The sequence below is a fragment of the Microbacterium bandirmense genome (assembly GCF_037204185.1).
Lineage (GTDB): Bacteria > Actinomycetota > Actinomycetes > Actinomycetales > Microbacteriaceae > Microbacterium > Microbacterium bandirmense.
In genome coordinates, this window is the sequence record NZ_JBBDGM010000006.1 from 123,729 (window position 1) to 147,692 (window position 23,964).

The following is a 23,964-nucleotide window of genomic DNA, read 5'->3' on the forward strand; positions in this document are numbered from 1 at the left end:
TGCCTCCCTGAACGGTTCCGCGGACATCGCGGATCGATCGAGATTACCTACTGTTACGCGCTCTGCGCACCCTCGGCGGGGATGTGCTCGCGAAAGGTTACAGATCTGCAATGATGACCGCGCGATGCGCACGGACATCCGACCAGGCGACTCAGAGCACGTCGCCGCGACCGGTCAGCTTCAGCGACTCCACCACGCCCTTCACGCGCTGTGCGTGCTCCACGGTCGTCACCAGCAGCGCGTCGTCGGTGTCGACGACCACGATGTCCCGCACGCCGACCAGGCTGATCACGCGGCTGGTCTGACTGACCAGGATTCCGCTGGCGGCATCCGAGAGCACGCGCGCCCGCGGACCGAGCACGGCGAGGTCGTTCTTGCGGCCGTGCGTGATGAGCTTGGTGAGCGAGGCGAAGTCGCCGACGTCGTCCCAGTCGAAGTGACCGGGGATCACCGCGAGGTGCCCCCGCTCGGCGGCCGGCTCGGCGACCGCGTAGTCGATGGCCACCTTCTTCAGCGACGGCCAGATGCGGTCGACCGCCGGACCGCGGAGGTCGCGGTCGTCCCACGCCTCGGCGAGTTCGAGCAGGCCCGCGTGCAGCTCGGGCTCGTTCGCCGCGAGCTCGTCGAGCAGCACACTCGCCTTCGCGATGAACATGCCCGCGTTCCACAGGTAGTCGCGATCGGCTGCGTACTCGCGGGCCGTCTCGAGGTCGGGCTTCTCGACGAAACGCTCGACCAGCGTCGCCTCGGGAGCGCCCTCCACCACGATCTCCTCGGCGCGCTTGATGTAGCCGAACCCGACGGAGGGCTCGGTGGGCGGGATGCCGATCGTCACGATGTAGCCCTGGCGCGCCACCTGCACCGCTTGCTGCACCGCCCATTCGAACACCTGCGTGCCGCGGATGACATGGTCGGCGCTGAACGAGCCGATGATCACATCGGGGTCGCGCCGGTGCAGGATCGCCGCGGCGAGGCCGATGGCCGCCGCCGACTCGCGCGGTTCGGATTCGAGGATGACGTTCTCATCCGGGATGCCCGGCAGCTGATCCTCCACGGCGGCGCGGTGCGCACGCCCGGTGACCACGGCGATGCGCCCCTCGCCCGCCAGCGGCACGAGCCGATCCCAGGTGTCGCGCAGCAGCGAGTGACCGGAGCCGGTCAGATCGTGCAGGAACTTCGGCGCGTCCGCGCGGGAGAGCGGCCACAGCCGGCTGCCGATGCCGCCGGCCGGGATCACCGCGTAGAAGTCATCGATTCTGCCCATGGCATCCAACCTATCCGCCCGCCGTCCGCCGCCGAAGACGCGCTAAGGGTCGCCTTCGTCGCACCCAGCGTTCTGACAGGAATAGGATGGAGACGGCCGGGCGTGCCCTGACGCACGCACCCGACATCTCATCGATCAGGGAGGACGACGTGTCCACGAGCACACGCTTGACACCGTCGATTTCGGAGACCACCTCGAAGTCTCCGCGCGGAACGCTCTACCGGGGGCGAGAAGGCATGTGGTCGTGGGTGCTGCACCGCATCACCGGCGTCGCCATCTTCTTCTTCCTGCTGGTGCACGTGCTCGACACGGCGCTCATCCGGGTCTCGCCGGAGGCGTACGACGCGGTCATCGGCACCTACAAGAACCCCGTCATGGCGTTCGGCGAGGTCGTGCTGGTCGCCGGCATCGCCTACCACGCCCTCAACGGCCTGCGCATCATCCTCGTCGACTTCTGGACGAAGGGCGCGCGGTACCAGCGCCAGATGTTCTGGATCGTCCTCGGGCTGTGGGCGGTGGTGATGGCCGGCTTCGTGCCGCGCCACCTCGCGCTCGCGTTCGCCGGATTCGGAGGGGGTCACTGATGTCCGCCCAGACCGCTGTGCCCGCCGCCCGCCGCCAGCGCGGCATCAACCTCGAGAAGTGGGGCTGGCTGTTCATGCGCGGCTCCGGCGTCATCCTCGTCGTGCTGATCTTCGGCCACCTGTTCGTGAACCTGATGCTCGGCGACGGCATCCGCGCCCTGGACTTCGGCTTCGTCGCGGGGAAGTTCGCCACCCCGTTCTGGCAGTGGTGGGACGTGCTGATGCTCTGGCTCGCGCTGATCCACGGCGCGAACGGCATGCGCACCATCGTGAACGACTACGTCACCAACGAGAGGGCGCGCAAGACGCTCGTGTGGGCGGTCGGCCTGGCTGCGGCCCTGCTCATCATCCTCGGCACCCTGGTCGTCTTCACCTTCGATCCCTGCCTCGGCCTGACCGAGGGCAGCGCACTCGAAGAGGTCTGCGCCGCCCAGGGCATCTTCCCGAACTGACAAGAGAGCAACGACAAGTGACTACTGAGACCCAGGATTCCGTCGTCCGCGACGGCGTGCACTACCACCAGTTCGACATCGTGATCGTCGGCGCCGGCGGCGCCGGCATGCGCGCCGCGATCGAAGCCGGACCGGGCGCGAAGACGGCGGTGATCTCGAAGCTGTACCCCACGCGTTCGCACACCGGTGCGGCACAGGGCGGCATGGCAGCGGCGCTCGCCAACGTCGAGGACGACAACTGGGAGTGGCACACCTACGACACCGTCAAGGGCGGCGACTACCTCGTCGACCAGGACGCCGCCGAGATCCTCGCCAGGGAGGCCATCGACGCGGTCATCGACCTCGAGAACATGGGCCTGCCGTTCAACCGCACCCCGGACGGCAAGATCGACCAGCGCCGCTTCGGCGGACACACCGCTGAACACGGCAAGAGCCCCGTGCGCCGCGCGTGTTACGCCGCGGACCGCACCGGTCACATGATCCTGCAGACCCTGTTCCAGAACTGCGTCAAGCTCGGCATCAACTTCTTCAACGAGTTCTACGTGCTCGACCTGATCACGGTGAAGGACGACGCGGGTGCCACCCAGGTCGCAGGCGTCGTCGCCTACGACCTCGCCACTGGCGAGCTGCACGTGTTCCAGTCGAAGGCCGTCATCTTCGCCACCGGCGGATTCGGCAAGATCTTCAAGACCACCTCCAACGCGCACACCCTCACCGGAGACGGCGTCGGCATCGTGTGGCGCAAGGGCCTGCCGCTCGAGGACCTGGAGTTCTTCCAGTTCCATCCCACCGGTCTCGCTGGCCTCGGCATCCTCCTCACCGAGGGTGCGCGCGGTGAGGGCGCGATCCTGCGCAACGCCTCGGGTGAGCGCTTCATGGAGCGCTACGCCCCCACGATCAAGGACCTCGCCCCGCGCGACATCGTCGCGCGCAGCATGGTGCAGGAGGTCGCGGAGGGTCGCGGCGCCGGTCCGCACAAGGACTACGTGTATCTGGACTGCACCCACCTCGGTGCCGAGGTGCTCGAGACCAAGCTGCCCGACATCACCGAGTTCGCGCGCACCTATCTCGGTGTCGACCCTGTCGTCGAGCCCGTGCCGGTGATGCCCACCGCCCACTATGCGATGGGCGGCATCCCCACCAACAACGACGCCGAGGTGCTGGCCGACAACACCACAGTGGTGCCCGGCCTGTACGCCGCCGGCGAGTGCGCCTGCGTCTCGGTGCACGGCTCGAACCGTCTGGGCACCAACTCGCTGCTCGACATCAACGTGTTCGGCAAGCGGGCCGGCCGCAACGCGGTCGAGTTCGTCAAGACCGCCGAGTTCGTGCCGCTGCCCGAGAACCCCGCCGGGTTCGTGGGCGACATGATCGAGGGCCTGCGCAACAACCAGGGCACCGAGCGCATCGCCGTGCTGCGCAAGAAGCTGCAGGACGAGATGGACAAGGGCGCGCAGGTCTTCCGCACGCACGACTCGCTCGAGCACGTGCTGGGCGTCATCAAGGAGCTGCGCGAGCGCTACAAGAACGTCCACGTCGACGACAAGGGCCGACGGTTCAACACCGATCTGCTCGAGGCCGTCGAGCTGGGCTTCCTGCTCGACATCGCCGAGGTCGTCGTGTACGCCGCACAGAACCGCGAGGAGAGCCGCGGCGGCCACATGCGCGACGATTTCCCGAACCGCGACGACGAGAACTACATGAAGCACACGATGGCTTACCTTACCGGCGACCCGCACTCGTCGACCCCGGCCGATCACATCAAGCTGGACTGGAAGCCCGTCGTCTTCACGAAGAACGACAAGGGCGAGTTCAACTACCCGCCGATGGAGAGGAAGTACTGATGTCCACCGCAGTCGTCGAGGCAGAGACCACCGGCCAGGCCGAAGCCGCCGACGCGGCATCCGACTCCGGGGTCCAGTCGTTCCTCGTCACGTTCAACATCCGTCGCTTCGACCCCGAGGTCGACGAGGAGCCGCGCTGGGTCGATTACGACGTCGAGCTGTACGCCACCGACCGCGTGCTCGACGCGCTGCACAAGATCAAGTGGGAGGTCGACGGCTCGCTGAGCTTCCGCCGCTCGTGCGCTCACGGCATCTGCGGTTCCGACGCCATGCGCATCAACGGTCGCAACCGCCTCGCCTGCAAGACGCTGATCAAGGACCTCGACATCTCGAAGCCGATCTACGTCGAGGCGATCAAGGGATTGCCGCTCGAGAAGGACCTCATCGTCGACATGGAGCCGTTCTTCGCCTCCTACCGCGAGGTGCAGCCCTTCCTGATCGCGAACTCGACGCCCGAGAAGGGCAAGGAGCGCGTGCAGTCCATCGCCGACCGCGCGATCTTCGACGACACGACCAAGTGCATCCTGTGCGCCGCTTGCACCTCGTCGTGCCCCATCTTCTGGACCGATGGCCAGTACTTCGGCCCGGCCGCGATCGTCAACGCGCACCGCTTCATCTTCGACTCGCGTGACGACGCCGGAGACGTGCGTCTTGACATCCTCAACGACAAGGAGGGCGTGTGGCGCTGCCGCACGACCTTCAACTGCACCGAGGCGTGCCCGCGCGGCATCGAGGTCACCAAGGCGATCGCCGAGGTCAAGCAGGCGGTGCTGCGCGGCGGTGCCTGAGCGACGCTGACCGGCTCGCTACTCTGGGTTCGTGACCGAGAGCGAGTCAGCAGAGACGACGCGAGGCAGCGCGCGTGAGCGACGTGGCCTCGCGGCGCGAGCCGCGCGCGAGGAGCAGGATCTCCGAGCGCGCTGGGAGGCGACGCAGGAGAGCCTCCGCGAGCGCTTCGATGTGCCGATCGCGCGTGCGACGACCCTGACCCGCAAGACGCTGGCGCTGTTCCCCGTGCGCGTGTGGCGCAACTTCCTGCAGCACGAGGGCTTCCTGCTCGCCGCCGGAGTCAGTTACCAGACGCTGTTCGCGACGTTCGCGGCCGTGTACGTCGCCTTCGCAGTGGTCGGGGTCTGGCTCGGCAGCGATGTGGCCGCCGTGGACGCACTGATCAACGTCATCAACGACTACATCCCCGGCATCATCGGCGAGAACGGCATCGCGACACGGGAAGACGTGCTGACCATCACGACCCGCAACAGCGTCGGCCTGACGATCACCGGTGCGATCGCGCTCGGCACGCTGATATGGACCGCGATCGGCGCGATCTCGTTCGCGCGCCGCGCGGTGCGCGGTGTCTTCGGGATCGCGCCCGATCGGCGCAACTACATCCTGCTGAAGTCTCTCGACCTGCTGGCGGCCATCGTGTTCGGTGCGGGTCTGGTTCTCGGCACGATGCTGGGGACGCTGGGCACCTGGGCGCTGAGCCTCGTGTTCGAGATCATCGGCATGAGTGAATCGTCAGCGCTGTTCGGCTTCATCGTGCGCGCGGTCACGGTGCTGATCCTGTACGGCATCAACACCGCGCTCCTGGCCGGGCTGTTCCGCTTCCTGACGGGCACGAGCCTCACCTGGCGGCGCATCCTGCCCGGTGCCCTGCTCGGCGCGAGCGCGACCACTCTGCTCCAGCTGGGCTTCGGTCTGTTCCTCAGCTACTCGCCGACCAACCCCCTGCTCGTGACGTTCACGGTCTTCATCGTGCTGCTGCTGTGGTTCCGGCTGATCGGCATCGTGCTGCTGGTCTCGGCCTCGTGGATCGCGGTGGCCGCATCCGACAAGCATGTCGCACTCATCCCTCAGACCGAGGCCGACCGCCTCGCCGCCGAGCACAAGGCCCTGCTGCTGGCCGCGCAGGTTCGGCTGCGCACCGCCGTTGACGAGCGCGAGACGGCGCCGTGGTACCGACGGTGGGCGGCGGAGCGCGCGGTGCGTGATGCGCAGGAGGAGCTGCGCCAGGTCGAGGATGCCACCCCGCCGGCGCCGAAGAAGCGCGGGAGCGTGAGTGTCCGCACCGGTCGTTAGGCTGGTTGCATGCCTCATCTGCGTATCGCCTCGGTCAACGTCAACGGGATCAGGGCGGCGGTGCGCAACGGGCTGCACAGCTGGCTCGACGCCGCCGATGTCGACATCCTGACCGTGCAGGAGGTGCGTGGGGCTGATGAGCATCTCGAAGCGGCGTTCCCCGGGTGGTCGATCCTGCACGACGCCGCCACGGCGAAGGGCCGCGCCGGCGTCGCCGTCGTGAGCCGCGAGCCGGCGCTCGCGTCGCGCACCGCTCTCGGGAGCGACGACTTCGACTCGGCCGGCCGCTGGCTCGAGGCGGATTTCCTGCTCGGTGACACGCCGCTCACCGTCGTGAGCGCCTACGTGCACTCCGGCGAGGCCGACTCGCCGAAGCAGGACGAGAAGTGGAAGTTCCTCGACGCGATGGAGCAGCGCATGTCCCAGCTGGGCGCCGACGGCGCTCTCGCGCTGATCACCGGCGACCTCAACGTCGGCCACCGGCCGCTTGACATCCTGAACTGGCGGGGCAACGTCAAGAAGTCGGGTTTCCTGGCGCGTGAGCGCGCCTACTTCGACCGCTTCCTGGGAGCCACCGGCGAACCCGTCGTCGGGCAGGAGGGCATCGGGCGCGGAATGGTCGGACAGCTCAGCGACACGCGACTTCACGTGACGGAGGGCGGTGGCATCGGTCTCGGCTGGATCGACATCGGGCGCGCCCACCACGGCGAGATCGACGGGCCGTACACCTGGTGGTCGATGCGCGGCAAGGCGTTCGACAACGACAGCGGCTGGCGCATCGACTACCACCTGGCCACTTCCCCGCTCGCCGCACGCGCGACGGGGTACTCCATAGCCAGGGCGGCGACCTACGCCGAGCGCTGGAGCGACCACGCCCCGGTCATCGTCGACTACGTGTACGAATAGGATTGAACGCGTGACGAAACCACGCCTCTACTCCGGAATGCAGCCCTCCGCCGACTCCCTCCAGGCCGGCAACTACATCGGGGCGCTCCTGCAGTGGCGTGACATGCAGGCGTCGTACGACGCGTTCTTCTCGGTGGTGGATCTGCACGCGATCACCGTGCCCCAGCAGCCCGAGGAGCTGCGGGAGAAGACGCGTCGCACCGCGGCCCAGTACATCGCCGCCGGCATCGAGCCGTCGAAATCGACGCTGTACGTGCAGTCGCACGTGCGCGCCCACGCCGAACTCGCCTGGATCCTCAGCACGATCACCGGCTTCGGCGAGGCCGGCCGGATGACCCAGTTCAAGGACAAGTCGCAGCGGTACGGGTCGGATGCGACCTCGGTCGGGCTGTTCACCTACCCGGTGCTGATGGCCGCCGACATCCTGCTGTACCAGAGCGAGCTCGTGCCGGTCGGTGACGATCAGAAGCAGCACGTCGAGCTGACCCGCGATCTGGCGGAGCGCTTCAACAGCCGCTTCGGAGAGACGTTCACGGTGCCGATGCCGGTGATCCAGAAGGACACCGCCCGCATCTACGATCTGCAGAACCCCACCGCGAAGATGTCGAAGTCGGCCGAGAGCGACGCGGGCGTGCTGTGGCTGCTCGATGACCTCGCGAAGTCGGCGAAGAAGATCATGCGCGCCGTCACCGACAACGAGGGCTCGGTGCACTTCGACCGCGAGAACAAGCCCGGCGTCTCCAACCTGCTGACCATCTACGCCGCCCTCACCGGCCGCCAGGTGGGATCTATCGAAGACGAGTACGCGGGCCGCGGCTACGGCGATTTCAAGAAGGGACTCGCCGAGGTGGTCGTGAACGAGTTCGGTCCGGTTCGGGAGCGGGCGAACGAACTGCTCTCGGATCCCGCCGAACTCGACCGGATCCTGGCCGCGAACGCGGCCAAGGCGGATGCTGTGGCCGACGCCACCCTCGCCGATGTGTACGACAGGATCGGGCTGCTGCGCCGCGTCTGACGGCCCGTTCCAGGAAGACGAGATGACTGATCAGCCCACCCCTCCTGCGCCAGGGCAGACCGCTCCCGCTTCGAGCCCGTTCCCCGCGAACCCGTTCGGCCCCCCGCCTCCGCCGCCCGCGCCGTATGCGCCGCCCACCGGCGCGTACGGCGTTCCCGTGGGCGGATACACGGCGCCCGCGGGCGGCTACACCGTCCCGAGCACCGAACGTCCCGCCTCGCGCGGCGCCGGAGCGATCGCGCTGATCGCGGCGGTGCTCGCCGCCGTGGTCATGCCGATCCTCGGCGCCGTGTTCGCCTTCCAGATCGGCGCGCTGCTGCCGGTCGAGTACATCGACGTCGACACGACCCTCGAGAACGACCTCGCCGCGCTGTCGCCGGCACGCATCCAGGTGCTCTGGGCCGAGATCGCCTTCTGGGCAGGCACGGCGCTCGGCGTGCTCGCACTGGTCATGGGTATCATCGCCGTCGCCAGGCGCCGCGGCCGGGGTCTGGGCATCGCCGCGATCGTCGTGGCAGTGATCGGCCCTGTGCTGTTCTTCGTCGCCGTGTTCGTGATGCTCGGAATCGGGGCGGCGGTCGGGACGCTGTAGCCCGCGAGCGCTCAGCCGCGCGAGTGGTGCTTCTGCTGCGCGGCGAGCAGCCCCTCGTCGACCAGCTGCTCGACGGCGTCGGCCAGGTCGACGATGAAGTTCGGCAGGGTCTTCTGCTCGACCGAGCCGAACGGCGCAAGCACCCAGTCCGCCGGATCCTGGCGCCCCGGCGGACGCCCGATCCCGGCCCGGACCCGGGGGAACTCCGGCGTCGTGAGCGTGCGCGCCACGTCGCGGACGCCGTTGTGGCCGCCGTGGCCGCCGCCGATCTTCATGCGGATGCTGTCGAACGGGATGTCGAGCTCGTCGTGCACGACGACCACGCGCTCGGGGTCCACCGAGTAGAACCTCGCCAGTGCCGCGACGGGCGTCCCTGAGACGTTCATGAAGGAATTGGGCTTGGCGAGAACCAGCTTGTCGCCCCCTGGCCGCAGCCAGGTCTCGACGACGCGCGCGCCGGCCTTGTGCTCACGGAAGCGCTCACCACGGCGGCCGGCGAGCTCGTCGACCACCATCTGCCCGATGTTGTGTCGGGTCGCCGCGTACCGGGGGCCGGGGTTGCCCAGCCCGACGATCAGCCAGGTGGCCGTCATGCTCTGCTCCTCGCAATCACGACTGATGTCTTCAGCCGGATATGACGAAGGGGACGCGATCAGCTCGCGCCCCCTCCGTCGATGTCATCGGCGGATCACTCCGCAGCGGCCTCCTCGGCCGACTCGGCCGGAGCCGCAGCGGTCTCGGCCTCTTCGGCGTTCTCCTCGGAGACCTCGGCGGCCGGGATCGAGACGGCGACGAGCAGAGCCTCGGGGTCGTCGAGCAGCGACGCGCCCTTGGGCAGCGTGACCTCACCGGCGGTGATGTGTGCACCCTCTTCCAGGCCCTCGACGCTGACCTCGACGTGCTCGGGGATGTGGGTCGCCTCGACCTCGAGCTTGATGGTGGTGAGGTCCTGGGTCACGATGGTGCCCGAGAACGACTCGCCCACAAGCACGACGGGCACCTCGACGGCGACCTTCTCGCCCTTCTTCACGACCAGCAGGTCGATGTGCTCGATGATCTGGCGCACCGGGTCCTTCTGCACGTCCTTGACGAGCACCAGCTGCGACTTGCCCTCGATGTCGAGGTCGAGCAGCGCGTTGGCACGGCGGATGATCAGCGACACCTGGTGTCCGGGCAGCGCGACGTGCACCGGGTCGGTGCCGTGGCCGTAGATGACCGCGGGGATCTTGCCCTCGGCGCGCAGACGACGGGCGAAGCCCTTGCCGAAGTTGGTGCGGAGGTCGACGTGGACCTTGTTGTCATCGGACATGAGTGGTTCTCCTTCAGACACGCGGTCGGGCCGCGCGGTGGTCATGGATCGGCGTCTCGGACGCGGACACGAGGAGGCGAAGCCACGATGCCCATGAAGACCAGTGTGCTCACATCGCCGCGTCGATTACGGATACCTGCGCACGCGCGAAGCATCCCTCGCCGAGGAACATCTCCATCGTACCGGAAACGTCGATATGCTGTTGCCATGCTTGATGCCGCCTTCATCTCCCACGCGATCCTCTGGCTGATCGGCGCCATGACCCTTGGCGCGATCGTCACCACCGCCGGTGCGCTCTTCGCCATGGGACGCTCGGGCTACCGCAAGGACTGAGCTCCGCAGCGGATGTCATACGGACTTCCCGGGCATCGCGTGACGGTACGCTGAGACCGATCCACCCGTTGCCCTCGAGGAGTTCACTGTGCCCGAAGCATCTGCCAACATCGGAGTCGTCGGCCTGGCCGTGATGGGGTCTAATCTGGCCCGTAATCTTGCCAGCCGCGAGGGCAACACGGTGGCGGTGCTGAACCGTTCCCGGGCCAAGACGGATGAGCTGGTCGCGGCGCATCCGGAGGCGGGTTTCGTGCCGGCGTTCTCGTATGAGGAGTTCGCGGCGTCGCTGCAGCGCCCGCGGACGGCGATCATCATGGTCAAGGCCGGAGGGCCGACCGATGCGGTGATCGATGAGCTGGTGCGGGTGTTCGAGCCGGGCGACATCATCGTCGACGGCGGCAACGCCTACTTCCCGGACACGATCCGTCGGGAGAAGGCGGTGCGCGAGACGGGCATCAACTTCGTCGGCGCGGGGATCTCCGGCGGTGAGGAGGGCGCCCTGCTGGGCCCGTCGATCATGCCCGGCGGGTCGAAGGAGTCCTGGGTCACGTTGGGTCCGATCCTCCGCTCGATTGCGGCGGTGGCGGAGGGGGAGCCGTGCGTGACGCACATCGGCGCCGATGGTGCGGGGCACTTCGTGAAGATGGTGCACAACGGCATCGAGTACGCCGACATGCAGCTGATCGCCGAGGCGTATGACCTGATCCGCCGCGGCACCGGGAAGACCCCCGCGCAGATCGCGGACATCTTCGCCGACTGGAACACCGGGGAGCTGGAGTCGTATCTGATCGAGATCACCGCCGAGGTGCTCCGCCAGACCGACGCCGAGACCGGGCGGCCGCTGGTGGATGTCATCGTCGACCAGGCCGGCGCCAAGGGCACCGGCGCGTGGACGGTGCAGACCGCCCTGGCCCTCGGGGTGCCGGTGTCGGGGATCGCGGAGGCCACCTTCGCCCGGTCGCTGTCCTCCCACCCCGAACAGCGCGCCGCCGCCGCACACCTGCCCGGCCCGGACGCCCTTCGTCTCGCTGCGCTCGCTCAGGGACCGGAGGGGGTCGCTGACGAGGACGCGTTCATCGAAGATGTGCGCCTGGCCCTGTATGCGTCGAAGATCGTCGCCTACTCCCAGGGGTTCGATGAGATCCGTGCGGGCGCTGCCGAGTACGGCTGGGATATCGACCTCGCCGCCGTCAGCAGGATCTGGCGCGGCGGGTGCATCATCCGCGCCCAGTTCCTGAACCGCATCGCCGACGCCTACACCACCACCCCCGACCTGCCCGTGCTGCTGGCCGCCCCCTACTTCACCGAGGCCCTCACCCGCAGCCAGACCGCCTGGCGGCGCGTGGTCATCGCCGCCGCCCAGTCCGGCATCCCCGCCCCCGCCTTCTCCTCGTCCCTGTCGTACTACGACGGCATCCGCGCCGACCGCCTCCCCGCCGCCCTCATCCAAGCCCAACGCGACTACTTCGGCGCCCACACCTACCGTCGCACCGACAAACCAGGCACCTTCCACACCCTCTGGTCCGGCAACCGCACCGAAATCGAAGCCGAAGACACCCACTGATCCCCACGCCCACTCCACCCGCCGCTGACGCGTCGCGCGGAGCCTCCGGGCGCGTGGCCCCACAAAGGAGCCCGCACTCAGACGATGTTGTGGTTGCGCCGGAACGTGTTGCGCGGGTCCCACTGCGCCTTCACCTCACGCAGTCGCGCGTAGGCCGCATCGTCGAACATGCCCGGCACCCTGTCTGGCGCCTCGACGGGCACGAAGTTGCCGTATTCGGCGAGGCGACCCTGCTGGATGCTGTTCGCGTCGGCATCCATCGCCGTGCGGGTGTCGTCGTCGACCATGCCGGGGATGTCGAACCCGCCCGCCATGACGAACCAGGTCGCATCACGCGCCGGGAACGCCGTGGCGTCCTGCGCCACGGCACCGTAGGCGCCGCCCAGAGAGCGCAGGAAGACCACCGACACGGGGTACGCCGCGCGGAATGTCACCAGGCGGTCGATCAGCTCATCGTCGAGTGAGGCGAACAGTCCGTTGCCGCCGATGAAACCCGGCGGCGGCTGATCGGGATCGGCCGGCGCCGGAAGCTCCGCGAGGATGTCGCGGTACGCCGGGGTCGTGATCTCAGCGGCCACGCCGTCGATCTCGTGCACCGGTGCGAGCGCCGCGCGCATGCGCGCTTCGTCATCACCGGCCCACACCGCGACCAGGCTCGCACCGGCCGGTGCGCTGGGGTCCATCGGCGGGACATCCATGTACGTCACCGTCAGTGCGTCCGGCGCGTTGCGCATCGCATCGCGCATGGCCCGCAGCAGGGCCGCCGGATCGCCCGCGCCGGTGTACCGGGCGTGGACGATGGCGGGCAGTCGGTGTGCGGCGAAGTCGAACCGGATCACGACGCCGAAGTTCCCGCCTCCGCCGCGCAGTGCCCAGAACAGGTCGGGGTGCTCGTCTGCCGAGGTCTCGACCACCTCGCCGTCGGCGGTCACGAGTTGTGCGCCGACCAGCTGGTCGGCCGCGAGTCCCCAGAGTCGCGTCATCCATCCGATGCCTCCGCCGAGGGTGAGTCCGCCGACACCCACCGAGGCGGTGTCACCCGAGCTGATGGCCAGGCCCTCGTCGGAAAGTCGCGCGGCGACGGCACCCCAGGTCGCCCCTCCCCCGACGCGCACCGTCGTTCCGTCGACGTCGATGTCGGTCAGCGCCGACAGGTCGAGCCGCAGGCCGTCACTCGGCGCGTGCGCCCAGGGCCCGTGCCCGCCGGCCACGACGGTGACGGCGAGATCGTCCTGCCGGGCGCGGCGCAGCGCCTCGACGACCTCGGCGGTGGAGCCCGGCTTCACGGTGATCTGATCTGTCATGGTTCACGACGATAGACCCGGCCGCCGACAAGCGGACACGCGGTCGCACCGTCCGGACGATCTGTCGGGTGCGCCGGACGCTCGATCTGCTCACAGGCCCCGCACAGCAGAACCTATGGATTTTCGATGATCCACCGCGCAGAATGGGCACATGAGCACCGAGCACCCCGAACTGCGCCGCGCCGACGGCGCTCCGCTGCGCATCCTGGCCGTCGACGACGAACCCATGCTCACCGATCTGCTCGCCATGGCACTGCGCATGGAGGGCTGGGAGGTGCGCACCGCCGCCTCGGGTCTCGAGGCTCTTCAGGTCGCCCGTGAGTTCGAGCCGGACGCCCTGGTGCTCGACGTCATGATGCCCGATCTCGACGGCATGAGCGTGCTGCGGCGCCTGCGAGAGTCCGGCAACCTGGTTCCGGTCGTCTTCCTCACCGCGAAGGACGCCGTCGCCGATCGGATCGCCGGCCTCACCGCGGGCGGAGACGACTACGTCACCAAGCCGTTCAGCCTGGAGGAGGTCATCGCGCGCCTGCGCGCCGTGATCCGCCGTTCCGGCCAGGGCCGCACCGAAGACGAGCAGGCGATCCTGAGGGTCGCCGATCTGTCGCTGAACGAGGACAGCCACGAGGTGATGCGCGGCGACGACGAGATCGAGCTGACGGCCACCGAATTCGAGCTGCTGCGCTTCCTGATGCGCAATGAGCGCAGAGTGCTCTCGAAGGCGCAGATCCTCGACAGGGTGTGGAGCTACGACTTCGGCGGCAAGTCCTCGGTGGTCGAGCTGTACATCTCGTACCTGCGCAAGAAGATCGACGCCGGTCGCACCCCGCTACTGCACACCGTGCGCGGTGTGGGGTACATGATCAAGGCGCCCCAGTAGGAGGAATCCGCATGCGCTCCCATCCGCTGAGCCTGCAGGCCCGGCTGATGGCCGCGGTGATCGGGTTCGTCAGTCTCATCCTGGTGATCGTCGCGATCATCACCAGCGCCACCCTCGGCAACACCCTCGAGATCCGCCTGCAGGAGCAGGTGCGCGGCGCGGCAGCCGAGACGGTGCCGCTGGTGCGGGACCGCGCTCAGACGGCCGCCCTGCACGGGCAGCTGCTCACCGCCGAGTACGTCATGGAGGGGCAGAACGTGCAGGGCAACGATCTGCTGCTGATGGTCGTTCCGCCCGGCGCCGCCCCCTCGGGGATCATCATCACGCCCGACGAACGCAGCCCGCTCTCGGCTTCAGATCTGCTCACCCTCACCAACGCTCTGCAGAACTCCGCCAGCGCGACCGTCATCCTGCCGGACTTCGGCTCGTACCGCGTCACCGCCGATCGCACCGACAACGGCGTCGTCGTCGTCACCGGCCTCTCGCGCGCGGACGTGCAGCACACCATGACCTCGCTGTTCACCACGATCGCGCTGGCGACTCTCGGCGGACTGATGCTGCTCGCGATCACCACCGCGCTGACCATCAGCATGGGTCTGCGTCCGCTGCGTGCCGTCGCCGCAACGGCGACCAGAGTGGCGAGCCAGCCGCTGGACCGCGGCGAGGTGACCATCACCGAGCGGGTGCCCGATTATGAGGCCGACCCGCGCACCGAGGTCGGCCGGGTGGGCGTCGCGCTGAACACGCTGCTCGACCACGTCGACTCCTCACTGTCGGCCCGCCAGCGCAACGAGGAGCGGATGCGGCGCTTCGTCGCCGACGCCAGTCACGAGCTGCGCACGCCATTGGCATCCATCCGCGGCTACTCCGAGCTCTCGCTGCGTGCGCTGGGGCAGGGTCACGGGCCGGATGCCCTCGAGCACACGGCCTCAGCGCTGGAGCGCATCCAGGCCCAGTCGCTGCGCATGACCCGCCTGGTCGAGGATCTGCTGCTGCTGGCGCGCCTCGACGAGGGCACCGAGCTGGTGCACGGCACAGTCGACCTGTCGCAGCTCGCGGTGGAGGCACTGGCCGACGCCCAGCCCACCGGCCCCGACCACGTGTGGGAGCTGGAGGCACCCGAGGATCCGGTGACGGTTCCGGGCGACACGGGGCGCCTGCATCAGGTCGTGGCGAACCTGCTCGCCAACGCGCGCACCCACACCCCCGCCGGCACCACCATCACCCTGACCGTCGCCGCGGTCGGCGGCGGTGCGGAGCTGCGCGTGCACGACGACGGTCCTGGAATCGATCCAGCAGTGCGAGACGAGCTGTTCGCCCGGTTCGCTCGTGGTGACGTGTCGCGCGCCCGTCAATCCGGCGGCACGGGGCTCGGCCTCGCGATCGCGAAGGCGATCGTCGAGGGGCACGGCGGCACGATCTCGGTGGCCAGCGAACCGGGTGACACGACGTTCACCGTGCACCTGCCCGCTGCCGAACCGGTACCGCCGCCGGCCCCGGAACAGCACACTCCCCCACCGCCGGCTCCCCCGGCACCGGCTCAGTAACCGGCGAACGCGTCGGTGGTGAGGCCCCGCGCCTTCTGCAGTGCGGGGGCGAGGTCGGCGATCAGACGCGGCGGGCCCGAGATGTAGGCATGACGGGCGGCGAGATCAGGCACGACCTGCTCGAGTCCATCGGCGTCGAGTCGGATGCCCCGGGCCCACGTCCAGTGCGCGGGAAGGTCGGCGGGCCGGTCGCGTGTGAACACGATGGTGGGTGTGCCCGTGGCCTCGAGCTCGGGCCGGAAGGCGAGCTCTTCAGCCGAGGAGGCGACGTAGACGAGCACGATGTCGCGCTCCTGCCCCGTGGCCTGCAGCTGACGCAGCTGCGAGACGAACGGCGTCACGCCGATGCCCGCGGCCACCATCAGCACCGGCGCGGTGCCGCGCGGCAGCACGAAGTCGCCCCACGTGCCGGTGACGCCGAGCACCGCACCGGGCTCTGCCGCCTTGAGCGCCCGCTTGTAGCTGGACGGATGCTTCTGGTCACCGTCCTTGTAGGCGATGCGCAACTGGGGCAGATCCGCCGGCGCCGAGACGATGCTGAACTCGCGCCGCGTGCCGCGCGCGTCGGGGTTGCGATGCGGCACCTCGAGCTCGAGGTACTGACCGGCGACGAACGACAGGCGCCCCTTGGTGCGGAACGTGAGCTTCTGCGCGGTGGGCGTGACGAACTCGCGCCGGGTGAGGATGAGCCGCACCGACCCGCGCACGGCGAACGCGAACGCGAGCAGGTTGCCGATCAGCAGCGCCCGCTCCTGCCCGAGGGTGACCACCGCGCCCAGGGCGATCGGCCACCCGGCGAGCACGCCGACGAGCGACGCGACGCTGAACTGCTGCCAGCGGCGCGGCGGCAGGGTGAGCGGCTCCGAGAGCATGAACGCCCCCAGGAACAGGTACGGCGTCTGCGTGAGCGATAGGGCGACAGCATCCGACAGCGCGAACGGCAGCCCCGCCCCCTGGGCGAGGGCGGCCTGGCGCACGACGGAGACGCCCACGGCGATGAGCAGGAACACCAGCACGATGCGCACCTTCTCAGTGCGCCACAGCACGATCAGTCCCAGCAGTGCGACGGGAACAGCCATGGCCGGGGTACCGACCCACCATGACGAGAACGTGCCGAGGCCCGCGACGGTGACGACCGCCGCGCCGAACGCGGCAGGGTTGAGGATGTGCCGCCCGCGCCAGGCGATGAGGTACTTCGACAGGGCGGCGAGCGCTCCGGCCAGTGCGTTCCCGGCGAGGCCGGCCGCGGTCAGCGAGGGGTGCAGCACGAACAGCAGGATCAGCGCCGTCACCAGCGACGACTCGATGCGCCACGGTTTGCGCAGCACGCGCTGGGCGACCGCGTCGACCGCCGAGATGACGACGGCGAGGACGACGAAGGATGCCAGGATCTCCACCGCCGTCGGCCCGACGAGCCCTGCCAGCGACAGCCCGACCGCGATCACCCCCAGCGCGATGAGGGCGAACAGCACGAGCCGGTACATGGAGAGGGCGCCGAGTACGGCGAGCACCCGCTGCCGCAGCGCTGTGAAGGAAGTGATCACCCCACCACTCTTCCGCATTTCCCTATCACCGGGCTTCGGTGAACAGCCGGCCCGTGAACCCCTCGGAGCGCTCGACGCGCCCGTCGGTGGTCATCCGCACCCAGTCCGCACCCCAGTCGTCGGCCAGTTCGGCACCGCCGTCGAAGAACAGCGCCGTCGCGACCGCGTCGGCGCGCATGGCGTCGTCGGCGATCGCCCAGGTCGCCGCCCACTGACGCACGGGGATGCCGGTGCGGGCGTCCAGCACGTGATGCAGGCCGTCGCCCCAGGCCCGCCGGTTCACCGCCGACGCGCACAGTGCCCTGCCGTTGACCTCGGCCACGCCGATCGCCGACGTCGGGTCGTAGGGGTGCTCCAGGGCGATGCGCGCGCTGCCGCCGATGATGCGCAGGTCACCGGAGGCATCGACGATGGTGCGCCCCGGCAGATCCCGCAGAGCATCGGCGACGAGATCCACCAGCCGGCCCTTCCCGAGCGCGCCGACGTCGATCACGGCCGGTCCGCGCAGCGTCAGCATCCCGTCGGTGCAGGTCAGCATCCGATCCCACTGGGCGGGCGCCGGCTCGGGATGCCCGCGGCGCAGCGTCACCTCGGAGTCGTACCCGATCGCCTCCAGCCCTCCTCCGACAAGGGGGTTCACCGCGCCGCGCGTGGCGCGACTGAGCTGCCGGTACGCGTCGAGCATCGGCACGGCGTCGGGCGGGGCGACCGCCGTTCCGCCGTCACGCAGTGCGCTCACGACCGACTCGGTGCGGAACCGCGACCACTCCCGGTCGAAGCGGTCGATCACCGCCGTCACACGCGCACGGTGACCGGCCGTCAGCGGCGTCGTGGTCTCGATCTCCCAGTGGGTGCCGATCGCCTCGAAACGCCAGCTCATGGCATCCGCCTATTCGGCCACCGTGTCGTCGACAGCGGCCGCACCGGCGACGGCCTGATCCTTGATGCCGACGACCGCCTGATTGAAGCCGCCGCTGGTCAGCGACGACCCCGCTACACGGTCGACGTCGAGCTCGTCGAGCTTCTGGCCCACCACCACATCCGCGATGCCCGCGATGAACTGGCCCTGGAATCGGGTCGACTCGGGAGCGGTCGGGTCACCGTCCACCTCGACGGCGGTGACCACGTCATCGGTCAGCGTCATCGTCACCGACACCGTCTCGACGGTCTCCGGCGTCTGGTACGCGCCCTCGGCGGTGTAGGTGCCATCGGCGTACGGCGCCGTCGCATCGGTCGAGCTCGGAGCGGGGTCGGCATCGCGAGCGGCATCAGCCGAACCGGAGCATCCGGCCAGCAGCAGTGCACCGGCGACGCCCAGCAGGGCCGATCCGGCGCGAGCGGGGTGGATGGTCATCGTCCCAGCATCCGACACGCGGCTATGTGCGGCTCTCAGGCGTCGCCGCCGAACATGCTCGTGACCGAGCCGTCTTCGAAAACCTGCTTGATCGCCGCCGCGAGCAGCGGCGCGATCGGCAGGATCGTGAGGCCGTCCCAGCGCCGCGACTCGGTGAGCGGGATGGTGTCGGTGATGACGACGTCATCGATCGCCTCGTCCTGCAGGCGCTCGGATGCCGGGTCGCTGAAGACCGCGTGCGTGGCGGCGACGATCACCTTGCGCGCGCCGTTCGCCTTCAGCGCCTGCGCGGCCTTGACGATCGTGCCACCGGTGTCGATCATGTCGTCGACCAGCAGGCAGGTGCGGCCGTCGACCGCACCCACGATCTCGTGCACCGAGACCTGGTTGGCGACCTTCGGGTCGCGACGCTTGTGGATGATCGCCAGCGGGGCACCCAGGCTGTCCGACCACGTGTCGGCGACCCGCACGCGGCCCATGTCGGGCGAGACGATCGTGAGGGTCTCACGGTCTTCGGGAGTCAGGGTGCGCTCGAAGTGGTCGAGCAGGACTGGCTTGGCGAAGAGGTGGTCGACCGGGCCGTCGAAGAAGCCCTGGATCTGCGCGGCGTGCAGGTCGACGCTCATCACGCGGTCGGCGCCGGCGACCTTCAGCATGTCGGCGATCAGGCGCGCCGAGATCGGCTCGCGACCGCGGCCCTTCTTGTCCTGGCGGGAATACGGGTAGTACGGGGCGACGACGGTGACGCGCTTGGCGGATGCCCGCTTCGCGGCGTCGAGCATGATGAGCGTCTCCATCAGCCACTCGTTCACCGGCTCGCCGAACGACTGCACGATGAACAGGTCGCACCCGCGGATCGACACCTCGAACCGCGCGTAGATCTCACCCGAGGCGAAGGTGCGGTGCTCGACGGGAGCGACCTCCTGCCCGAGCACGGCCGCCACCGCGCCGGTCAGTTCGGGGTGCGAACGCCCGCCCGCGACGACCAGTCGCTTCTTGGTCTTGGCGATCAGACCGGGGGCGACCCCGTTCTCACGATCCAGTGCCGCGCGCTTCTTCTTCTGGCCCATGAGTGCCCGCCCCTACTCCGCCGATCGTTCCCGGGCCGCCGCATCGGCTGCGCCCGTGCCTGCTCTGTTCTTCTCGACCCACCCGACGATGTTGCGCTGGGGGGCGACGCTCATGGCCAGCGCGCCGGCGGGGACGTCCTTGCGGACGACGGCGCCGGCGCCGGTCTTCGCACCTGCTCCCAGCCTAACGGGAGCCACGAGCACGGTGTGCGAGCCGGTGTGCACCTCGTCGCCGATCTCGGTGCGGTGCTTGTTGACGTCGTCGTAGTTGGCAGTGATCGTGCTGGCGCCCAGGTTCACGCCGCGGCCGATCGTGGCATCGCCCACGTACGACAGGTGCGGCACCTTGCTGCCCTCGCCGATCTGCGCGTTCTTCGTCTCCACGTACGCCCCGATCTTGCCGCCGGCACCGAGCACGGTTCCAGGGCGGAGGAACGAGAAGGGACCGACCGTGGCGTTCGCGCCGATCACGGCGAGGTTCGCGTCGGTGCGGCGCACGACGGCATCCTCACCCACCTCGCAGTCGACCAGGGTGGTGTCGGGGCCGATGACGGCCCCGGCGGAGATCACGGTGGCCCGCAGGATCTGCGTGTTAGGCAGGATCGTCACGTCGGGCGCGAGCTTGGCGTCATCGTCGATCCAGGTGGTCGCGGGGTCGATGATCGTCACGCCCTCGCGCTGCCAGTGCCGCACGATCCGCTGATTGAGCACGCGGCCCGCCTCGGCGAGCTGGGCGCGGTCGTTGACGCCGAACGTCGAGACGGCGTCGGATGCCCGCTCGGCGGCGACCTTCTCGGCGTCGCCGCGCAGCAGGCCGATCACGTCGGTGAGGTACATCTCGCCCTGCGCGTTGTTCTGGTCGACCCTGGCGAGCGAGCTGCGCAGTGCGCTCGCGCGGAACACGTACACGCCGGCGTTGATCTCGGTGACCGCGGCCTCGTCGGGCGTCGCGTCCTTCTGCTCGACGATCCGCTCGACCACACCGTCGGCCCCGCGGATGACACGGCCGTAGCCCGTGGGGTCGTCGAGGTGGGCGCTGAGCAGAGTGGCGGCGGCAGCGGCGGCCCGGTGCCCGGCGACCAGCGCCTGCAGCGTGTCGGCCTGCAGCAGCGGCACGTCACCCGAGAGCACGAGCACGTCGCCCTCGAAGTCGGCGGGCAGGGCGTCGAGCGCCACCTGCACCGCGCGTCCGGTGCCGGGGATCTCGTCCTGGTCGACCACCACGGCATCCGGGTAGTGCTCGGTCAGCGCGGCGACCACCTGATCGCGCTCGTGACGCACGACGACCTCGATGTGCTCGGCGGCCAGCGCCCGCGCCGTGGTGAGCACGTGCCCGACCAGCGGCCGGCCGCCGATCTCGTGCAGCACCTTCGGAAGGCGCGACTTCATGCGGGTGCCCTGCCCTGCGGCGAGCACGATGATGGCGAGTGGGGTGTTCGACATGCTCCGCCGCCAGGATTCGAACCTGAACCTCACAGCTCCAAAGGCTGTCGTGCTGCCGTTACACCACGGCGGACCACGGCCACCCGCACGCGCGCGGCCGCCTGACAAGTCTGCCACGTCCCGGCTGTGTCTCACGTCCCGACGCGACAGCGGCGGCACGCGATAATGGGTGCATGAGCGAGGCGGATGAGGTCGATCGCATCGTCGGCGCCTGGAACACCCAGCGACCCGACCTGGACTTCTCACCCCTCGAGGTGCTCTCCCGCATGGACCGGCTCTCGCGGCACCTCGACCGTGCCCGCCGCGAGGTGTTCCACCGCAGCGACATCGAGCCGTGGGAGTGGGATGTGCTCTCGGCGCTGCGCCGCGCCGGGGCCCCGTTCCAGCTGTCGCCGAAGCAGCTGCTGCAGCAGACCCTGGTCTCCAGCGGCACCATGACCAACCGCATCGACCGGCTGGTGGGGCGCCGGTTCGTGCGACGTGAGGCGGACCCCGCCGACGGCCGCAGCATCCTCGTCATCCTCACCGACGATGGCAGGATCCGCGTCGACGCCGCCATCACCCGCCTGGTGGATGCCGAGGCGGAGCTGCTGCGCGCGCTCCCCCGCGCCGACCGCGACCGGCTGGCGGCGCTGCTGCGCAAGCTGAGTCTGAGCTTTGATGCGTGATGGGTTTCGACACGTGATGGGCTTCGACACGTGATCGCCGGCGGTTCGTGATGGCGATGGCATCCCCGCTGCCGGTGCGCGACGGCGTCGGCGCGACCCGGCTGCATCTGCCGATGGACGGCCCGTGGCCGACGATCGGCGCCTACATGGCCGAGAGGTTCTTCCACCTCGATCCCGAGCGGCTGCTCAGCCGCTTCGACCGCGGCGAGATCGTCGCCCGTGACGGCACCGCCCTCACCCGTGAGACGCCGCTGGGCGCACACGAGTTCGTCTGGTACTACCGCGAACCGCCGGTCGAGCGCGAGATCCCGTTCGAGGTCGAGGTGCTGCATCAGGACCGTGATCTGGTCGTCGCCGACAAGCCGCACTTCCTGCCGACGACGCCGGGCGGCAAGTACGTGCAGAACTCGGCGCTGGTGCGACTGCGCAACCAGCTCGGGATCCCCGAGCTCACGCCGATCCACCGCCTCGACCGCGCGACCGCCGGACTGCTGATGTTCTCAGTGCGGCCCGAGACCCGCGGCGCCTACCAGCTGCTGTTCGAGCGCCGCACGGTCGAGAAGGTGTACGAGGCCGTCTCGGCGCTGCCGGACGAGTGGGATCCGGCATCCCCCGCCCTGGGCGGCCATCCGTTCCCGATCGTCTACCGCAACCACATCGAGAAGCTGCGCGCGAACGTCTGCGTGAGGGTGGATGCCGGACGCGAGCCGAACTCCGAGACGCTGATCGAGCTGATCGGCGCCGACGACCGCGTCGTGCACACCCTGCTCCGTCCGCACAGCGGACGGATGCACCAGCTGCGCGTTCATCTGGCAGCGCTCGGCGCGGGCATCCTGAACGACGGCTTCTACCCCGAGCTGCTGCCCGAGGCGCCCGACGACTTCGACCGGCCCCTGCAGCTGCTCGCCCGCGAGCTGCGCTTCACCGACCCGCTCAGCGATGCGCCACGCGAGTTCGTCACGCAGCGGACGCTGCAGAACGCACCGGTCGCATGACGGGGCGCCGGGTGCGCACACGCGGCCGGCGTCACCGACCGCCCAACCCGTTCATGGCCGACTGGATGGCCACGGCCGCAGCCCCCCGCGCCCAGGCGCGGAATCCGGAACGGTCGACATGGATCTCGACCGGCTCCGCGTCCGGATCGCGCCCCTCGGCGATCGCCGCCCGCACCTCCTCCTCGACGATGGAGAACAGCTCGACCCCCTCACCCGCCAGGACGACGGCCGGCTGCAGCGAGAGGTTGACGGCCAGCGCGATCATGCGCCCCAGCGCCGTGCCCGCGGCTGCCACGACGCTGCGTGCAGCCGGCTCCCGATCGGCGGCCCTTCGCAGGACCTCGTCATAGGTGACCGGCTCACCGGACGCAGCCGAGACCTGCCTCTCGATCGAGGCCGAGGTCAGCATCGCCTGCGCGCACCCGCGGTGCCCCGCCGTACAGAGCGGACCGTACGGATCCAGGGGGATGTGCCCGCCCGTGCCGACAGTGGAGTCGGGCGTGCGCACCACGCGCCCGTCGACGACGAGTCCGTAGCCGACGCCGGCACCCACCGTGATGGTCACGAAGCCGGGCAGCCCTCGCCCTGCTCCGAACCAGCGCTCGGCCTCCGTCAACGCCACGAGGTCGTTCTCGAGGACCACCGGCACCTGCAGCTTCGACTCCAGACGCATCGCGAGATCCACATTCCCCCAGCCCAGGAACGGCGCATGGCGCACGACTCCGTCGCGCACGCTGCCACCGAGGCTCACCCCGATGCCGGTGAGCGAGTCGACCGCGAGGGCGTCGACCGCCTCTTCGATCCGCGTCTCGACCGCCTCGGGCCGCTTGTCTGTCAGTGGTCGCGCCCAGTCCGAGACGACGTCGGCGCGGATGTCGGTCCCGACGGCGTAGAGATGATCACCGGTCAGCTTGATGCCGATGAACCGGCCGAGGTCCGGGGCGATGTCGAGTGGTCGCGACGGCCTTCCCACTGTGCCGTCCAAGACGTCACCGAGCTCGACGAGCACTCCCCCGTCGATCAGCGGCTTCGCAATCCGGGTCAGGCTCGCGGGCGACAGCCCGAGCCGCGAGGTCAGTTCACGTCTCGACAGCGGACCGTGGATCAGCACGGCCCGAGCCAAGGCTGCTTCGTTGTCGCCCATTCGCGCCCCTTTCGAGCCGATTGCTTCCAGTCTGGCACGAATCCGTCAACCCGAGCACGCAGAAACCCCG

The 23,964-nt window shown here is 69.3% G+C and carries 24 protein-coding genes and 1 tRNA gene; 14 read left to right on the forward strand and 11 right to left on the reverse strand.

Annotated features, from left to right (window positions below):
* Positions 1–151: 151 nt before the first annotated feature.
* Positions 152–1,264, reverse strand: a complete 1,113-nt coding sequence (locus WDU99_RS08680; protein ID WP_337332056.1) for a mannose-1-phosphate guanylyltransferase — start codon at positions 1,262–1,264, stop codon at positions 152–154.
* A 149-nt stretch (positions 1,265–1,413) separates the two neighbouring features.
* Between WDU99_RS08680 and sdhC the strand changes: the two genes are divergently transcribed.
* Genes sdhC through WDU99_RS08720 form a run of 8 tightly spaced genes read left to right on the forward strand, consistent with a single transcriptional unit; the run spans position 1,414 to position 8,739 of the window.
* Positions 1,414–1,848, forward strand: a complete 435-nt coding sequence (sdhC, locus tag WDU99_RS08685) for a succinate dehydrogenase, cytochrome b556 subunit (RefSeq protein WP_337332057.1) — start codon at positions 1,414–1,416, stop codon at positions 1,846–1,848.
* The gene (locus WDU99_RS08690; RefSeq protein WP_337332058.1) at positions 1,848–2,300 is read left to right on the forward strand and encodes a succinate dehydrogenase hydrophobic membrane anchor subunit; all 453 of its coding nucleotides are present in this window, start codon (positions 1,848–1,850) and stop codon (positions 2,298–2,300) included. Before sdhC ends, WDU99_RS08690 begins: the two co-directional genes overlap by 1 nt.
* A 17-nt stretch (positions 2,301–2,317) precedes the next feature.
* Positions 2,318–4,144, forward strand: a complete 1,827-nt coding sequence (gene sdhA, locus WDU99_RS08695) for a succinate dehydrogenase flavoprotein subunit (protein WP_337332059.1) — start codon at positions 2,318–2,320, stop codon at positions 4,142–4,144.
* Positions 4,144–4,932 (forward strand): succinate dehydrogenase iron-sulfur subunit, encoded by a 789-nt coding sequence (locus tag WDU99_RS08700; RefSeq protein ID WP_337332060.1) that lies wholly within the window; start codon positions 4,144–4,146, stop codon positions 4,930–4,932. Before sdhA ends, WDU99_RS08700 begins: the two co-directional genes overlap by 1 nt.
* Positions 4,933–4,963: 31 nt before the next feature.
* The gene (locus tag WDU99_RS08705) at positions 4,964–6,226 is read left to right on the forward strand and encodes a YihY/virulence factor BrkB family protein (RefSeq protein WP_337332061.1); all 1,263 of its coding nucleotides are present in this window, start codon (positions 4,964–4,966) and stop codon (positions 6,224–6,226) included.
* A 9-nt stretch (positions 6,227–6,235) separates the two neighbouring features.
* Positions 6,236–7,132 (forward strand): exodeoxyribonuclease III, encoded by an 897-nt coding sequence (locus WDU99_RS08710; RefSeq protein WP_337332062.1) that lies wholly within the window; start codon positions 6,236–6,238, stop codon positions 7,130–7,132.
* A gap of 10 nt (positions 7,133–7,142) precedes the next feature.
* Complete coding sequence (trpS, locus tag WDU99_RS08715) at positions 7,143–8,147, forward strand: tryptophan--tRNA ligase (protein WP_337332063.1); 1,005 nt, start codon at positions 7,143–7,145, stop codon at positions 8,145–8,147.
* Between the two features lie 22 nt (positions 8,148–8,169).
* The gene (locus WDU99_RS08720) at positions 8,170–8,739 is read left to right on the forward strand and encodes a hypothetical protein (protein ID WP_337332064.1); all 570 of its coding nucleotides are present in this window, start codon (positions 8,170–8,172) and stop codon (positions 8,737–8,739) included.
* A gap of 11 nt (positions 8,740–8,750) precedes the next feature.
* On the opposite strand, the gene pth is transcribed toward WDU99_RS08720, so the two are convergent.
* Positions 8,751–9,332 carry an aminoacyl-tRNA hydrolase gene (gene pth / locus WDU99_RS08725; protein ID WP_337332065.1) on the reverse strand — a complete coding sequence of 194 codons (582 nt, stop codon included), beginning with the start codon at positions 9,330–9,332 and terminating at the stop codon, positions 8,751–8,753.
* Positions 9,333–9,427: 95 nt separating this feature from the next.
* Positions 9,428–10,048 carry a 50S ribosomal protein L25/general stress protein Ctc gene (locus WDU99_RS08730; RefSeq protein WP_337332066.1) on the reverse strand — a complete coding sequence of 207 codons (621 nt, stop codon included), beginning with the start codon at positions 10,046–10,048 and terminating at the stop codon, positions 9,428–9,430.
* A gap of 207 nt (positions 10,049–10,255) precedes the next feature.
* On the opposite strand from WDU99_RS08730, the gene WDU99_RS08735 reads away from it, so the two are divergent.
* The gene (locus tag WDU99_RS08735) at positions 10,256–10,381 is read left to right on the forward strand and encodes a hypothetical protein (RefSeq protein WP_337332067.1); all 126 of its coding nucleotides are present in this window, start codon (positions 10,256–10,258) and stop codon (positions 10,379–10,381) included.
* 88 nt (positions 10,382–10,469) lie between these two features.
* The gene (gene gndA / locus WDU99_RS08740; protein ID WP_337332068.1) at positions 10,470–11,945 is read left to right on the forward strand and encodes an NADP-dependent phosphogluconate dehydrogenase; all 1,476 of its coding nucleotides are present in this window, start codon (positions 10,470–10,472) and stop codon (positions 11,943–11,945) included.
* A 77-nt stretch (positions 11,946–12,022) separates the two neighbouring features.
* Here the strand turns inward: gndA and WDU99_RS08745 are convergent, their stop codons facing one another.
* A complete protein-coding gene (locus tag WDU99_RS08745; protein ID WP_337332069.1) occupies positions 12,023–13,249 on the reverse strand; it encodes an FAD-binding oxidoreductase in 1,227 nt (408 codons plus the stop codon).
* Positions 13,250–13,400: 151 nt separating this feature from the next.
* On the opposite strand from WDU99_RS08745, the gene WDU99_RS08750 reads away from it, so the two are divergent.
* Both WDU99_RS08750 and WDU99_RS08755 read left to right on the forward strand, forming a co-directional pair.
* Positions 13,401–14,129 (forward strand): response regulator transcription factor, encoded by a 729-nt coding sequence (locus WDU99_RS08750; protein WP_337332070.1) that lies wholly within the window; start codon positions 13,401–13,403, stop codon positions 14,127–14,129.
* Between the two features lie 11 nt (positions 14,130–14,140).
* The gene (locus tag WDU99_RS08755; protein WP_337332071.1) at positions 14,141–15,676 is read left to right on the forward strand and encodes a sensor histidine kinase; all 1,536 of its coding nucleotides are present in this window, start codon (positions 14,141–14,143) and stop codon (positions 15,674–15,676) included.
* Here WDU99_RS08755 and WDU99_RS08760 read toward each other — a convergent pair.
* The 6 genes from WDU99_RS08760 to WDU99_RS08785 form a co-directional block, all read right to left on the reverse strand.
* Positions 15,670–17,220, reverse strand: coding sequence for an FAD-dependent oxidoreductase (locus WDU99_RS08760; protein WP_337332072.1), 1,551 nt, complete (start codon positions 17,218–17,220; stop codon positions 15,670–15,672). The genes WDU99_RS08755 and WDU99_RS08760 overlap by 7 nt on opposite strands.
* A 25-nt stretch (positions 17,221–17,245) precedes the next feature.
* Complete coding sequence (locus tag WDU99_RS08765; RefSeq protein ID WP_337332073.1) at positions 17,246–18,100, reverse strand: FAD:protein FMN transferase; 855 nt, start codon at positions 18,098–18,100, stop codon at positions 17,246–17,248.
* Positions 18,101–18,109: 9 nt separating this feature from the next.
* A complete protein-coding gene (locus tag WDU99_RS08770; RefSeq protein ID WP_337332074.1) occupies positions 18,110–18,574 on the reverse strand; it encodes an FMN-binding protein in 465 nt (154 codons plus the stop codon).
* A gap of 35 nt (positions 18,575–18,609) precedes the next feature.
* Entirely contained in the window at positions 18,610–19,644 is a 1,035-nt protein-coding gene (locus WDU99_RS08775; protein ID WP_337332075.1) for a ribose-phosphate diphosphokinase, read from the reverse strand.
* A 12-nt stretch (positions 19,645–19,656) separates the two neighbouring features.
* A complete protein-coding gene (gene glmU / locus WDU99_RS08780; protein WP_337332076.1) occupies positions 19,657–21,087 on the reverse strand; it encodes a bifunctional UDP-N-acetylglucosamine diphosphorylase/glucosamine-1-phosphate N-acetyltransferase GlmU in 1,431 nt (476 codons plus the stop codon).
* Position 21,088: 1 nt separating this feature from the next.
* Positions 21,089–21,160: transfer RNA gene (locus tag WDU99_RS08785), tRNA-Gln, on the reverse strand.
* 100 nt (positions 21,161–21,260) lie between these two features.
* On the opposite strand from WDU99_RS08785, the gene WDU99_RS08790 reads away from it, so the two are divergent.
* Both WDU99_RS08790 and WDU99_RS08795 read left to right on the forward strand, forming a co-directional pair.
* Positions 21,261–21,755 carry a MarR family winged helix-turn-helix transcriptional regulator gene (locus tag WDU99_RS08790; RefSeq protein ID WP_337332077.1) on the forward strand — a complete coding sequence of 165 codons (495 nt, stop codon included), beginning with the start codon at positions 21,261–21,263 and terminating at the stop codon, positions 21,753–21,755.
* A gap of 56 nt (positions 21,756–21,811) precedes the next feature.
* Complete coding sequence (locus WDU99_RS08795; protein WP_337332184.1) at positions 21,812–22,750, forward strand: pseudouridine synthase; 939 nt, start codon at positions 21,812–21,814, stop codon at positions 22,748–22,750.
* Positions 22,751–22,781: 31 nt separating this feature from the next.
* Here the strand turns inward: WDU99_RS08795 and WDU99_RS08800 are convergent, their stop codons facing one another.
* A complete protein-coding gene (locus tag WDU99_RS08800) occupies positions 22,782–23,894 on the reverse strand; it encodes an ROK family transcriptional regulator (protein WP_337332078.1) in 1,113 nt (370 codons plus the stop codon).
* Positions 23,895–23,964: the final 70 nt, after the last annotated feature.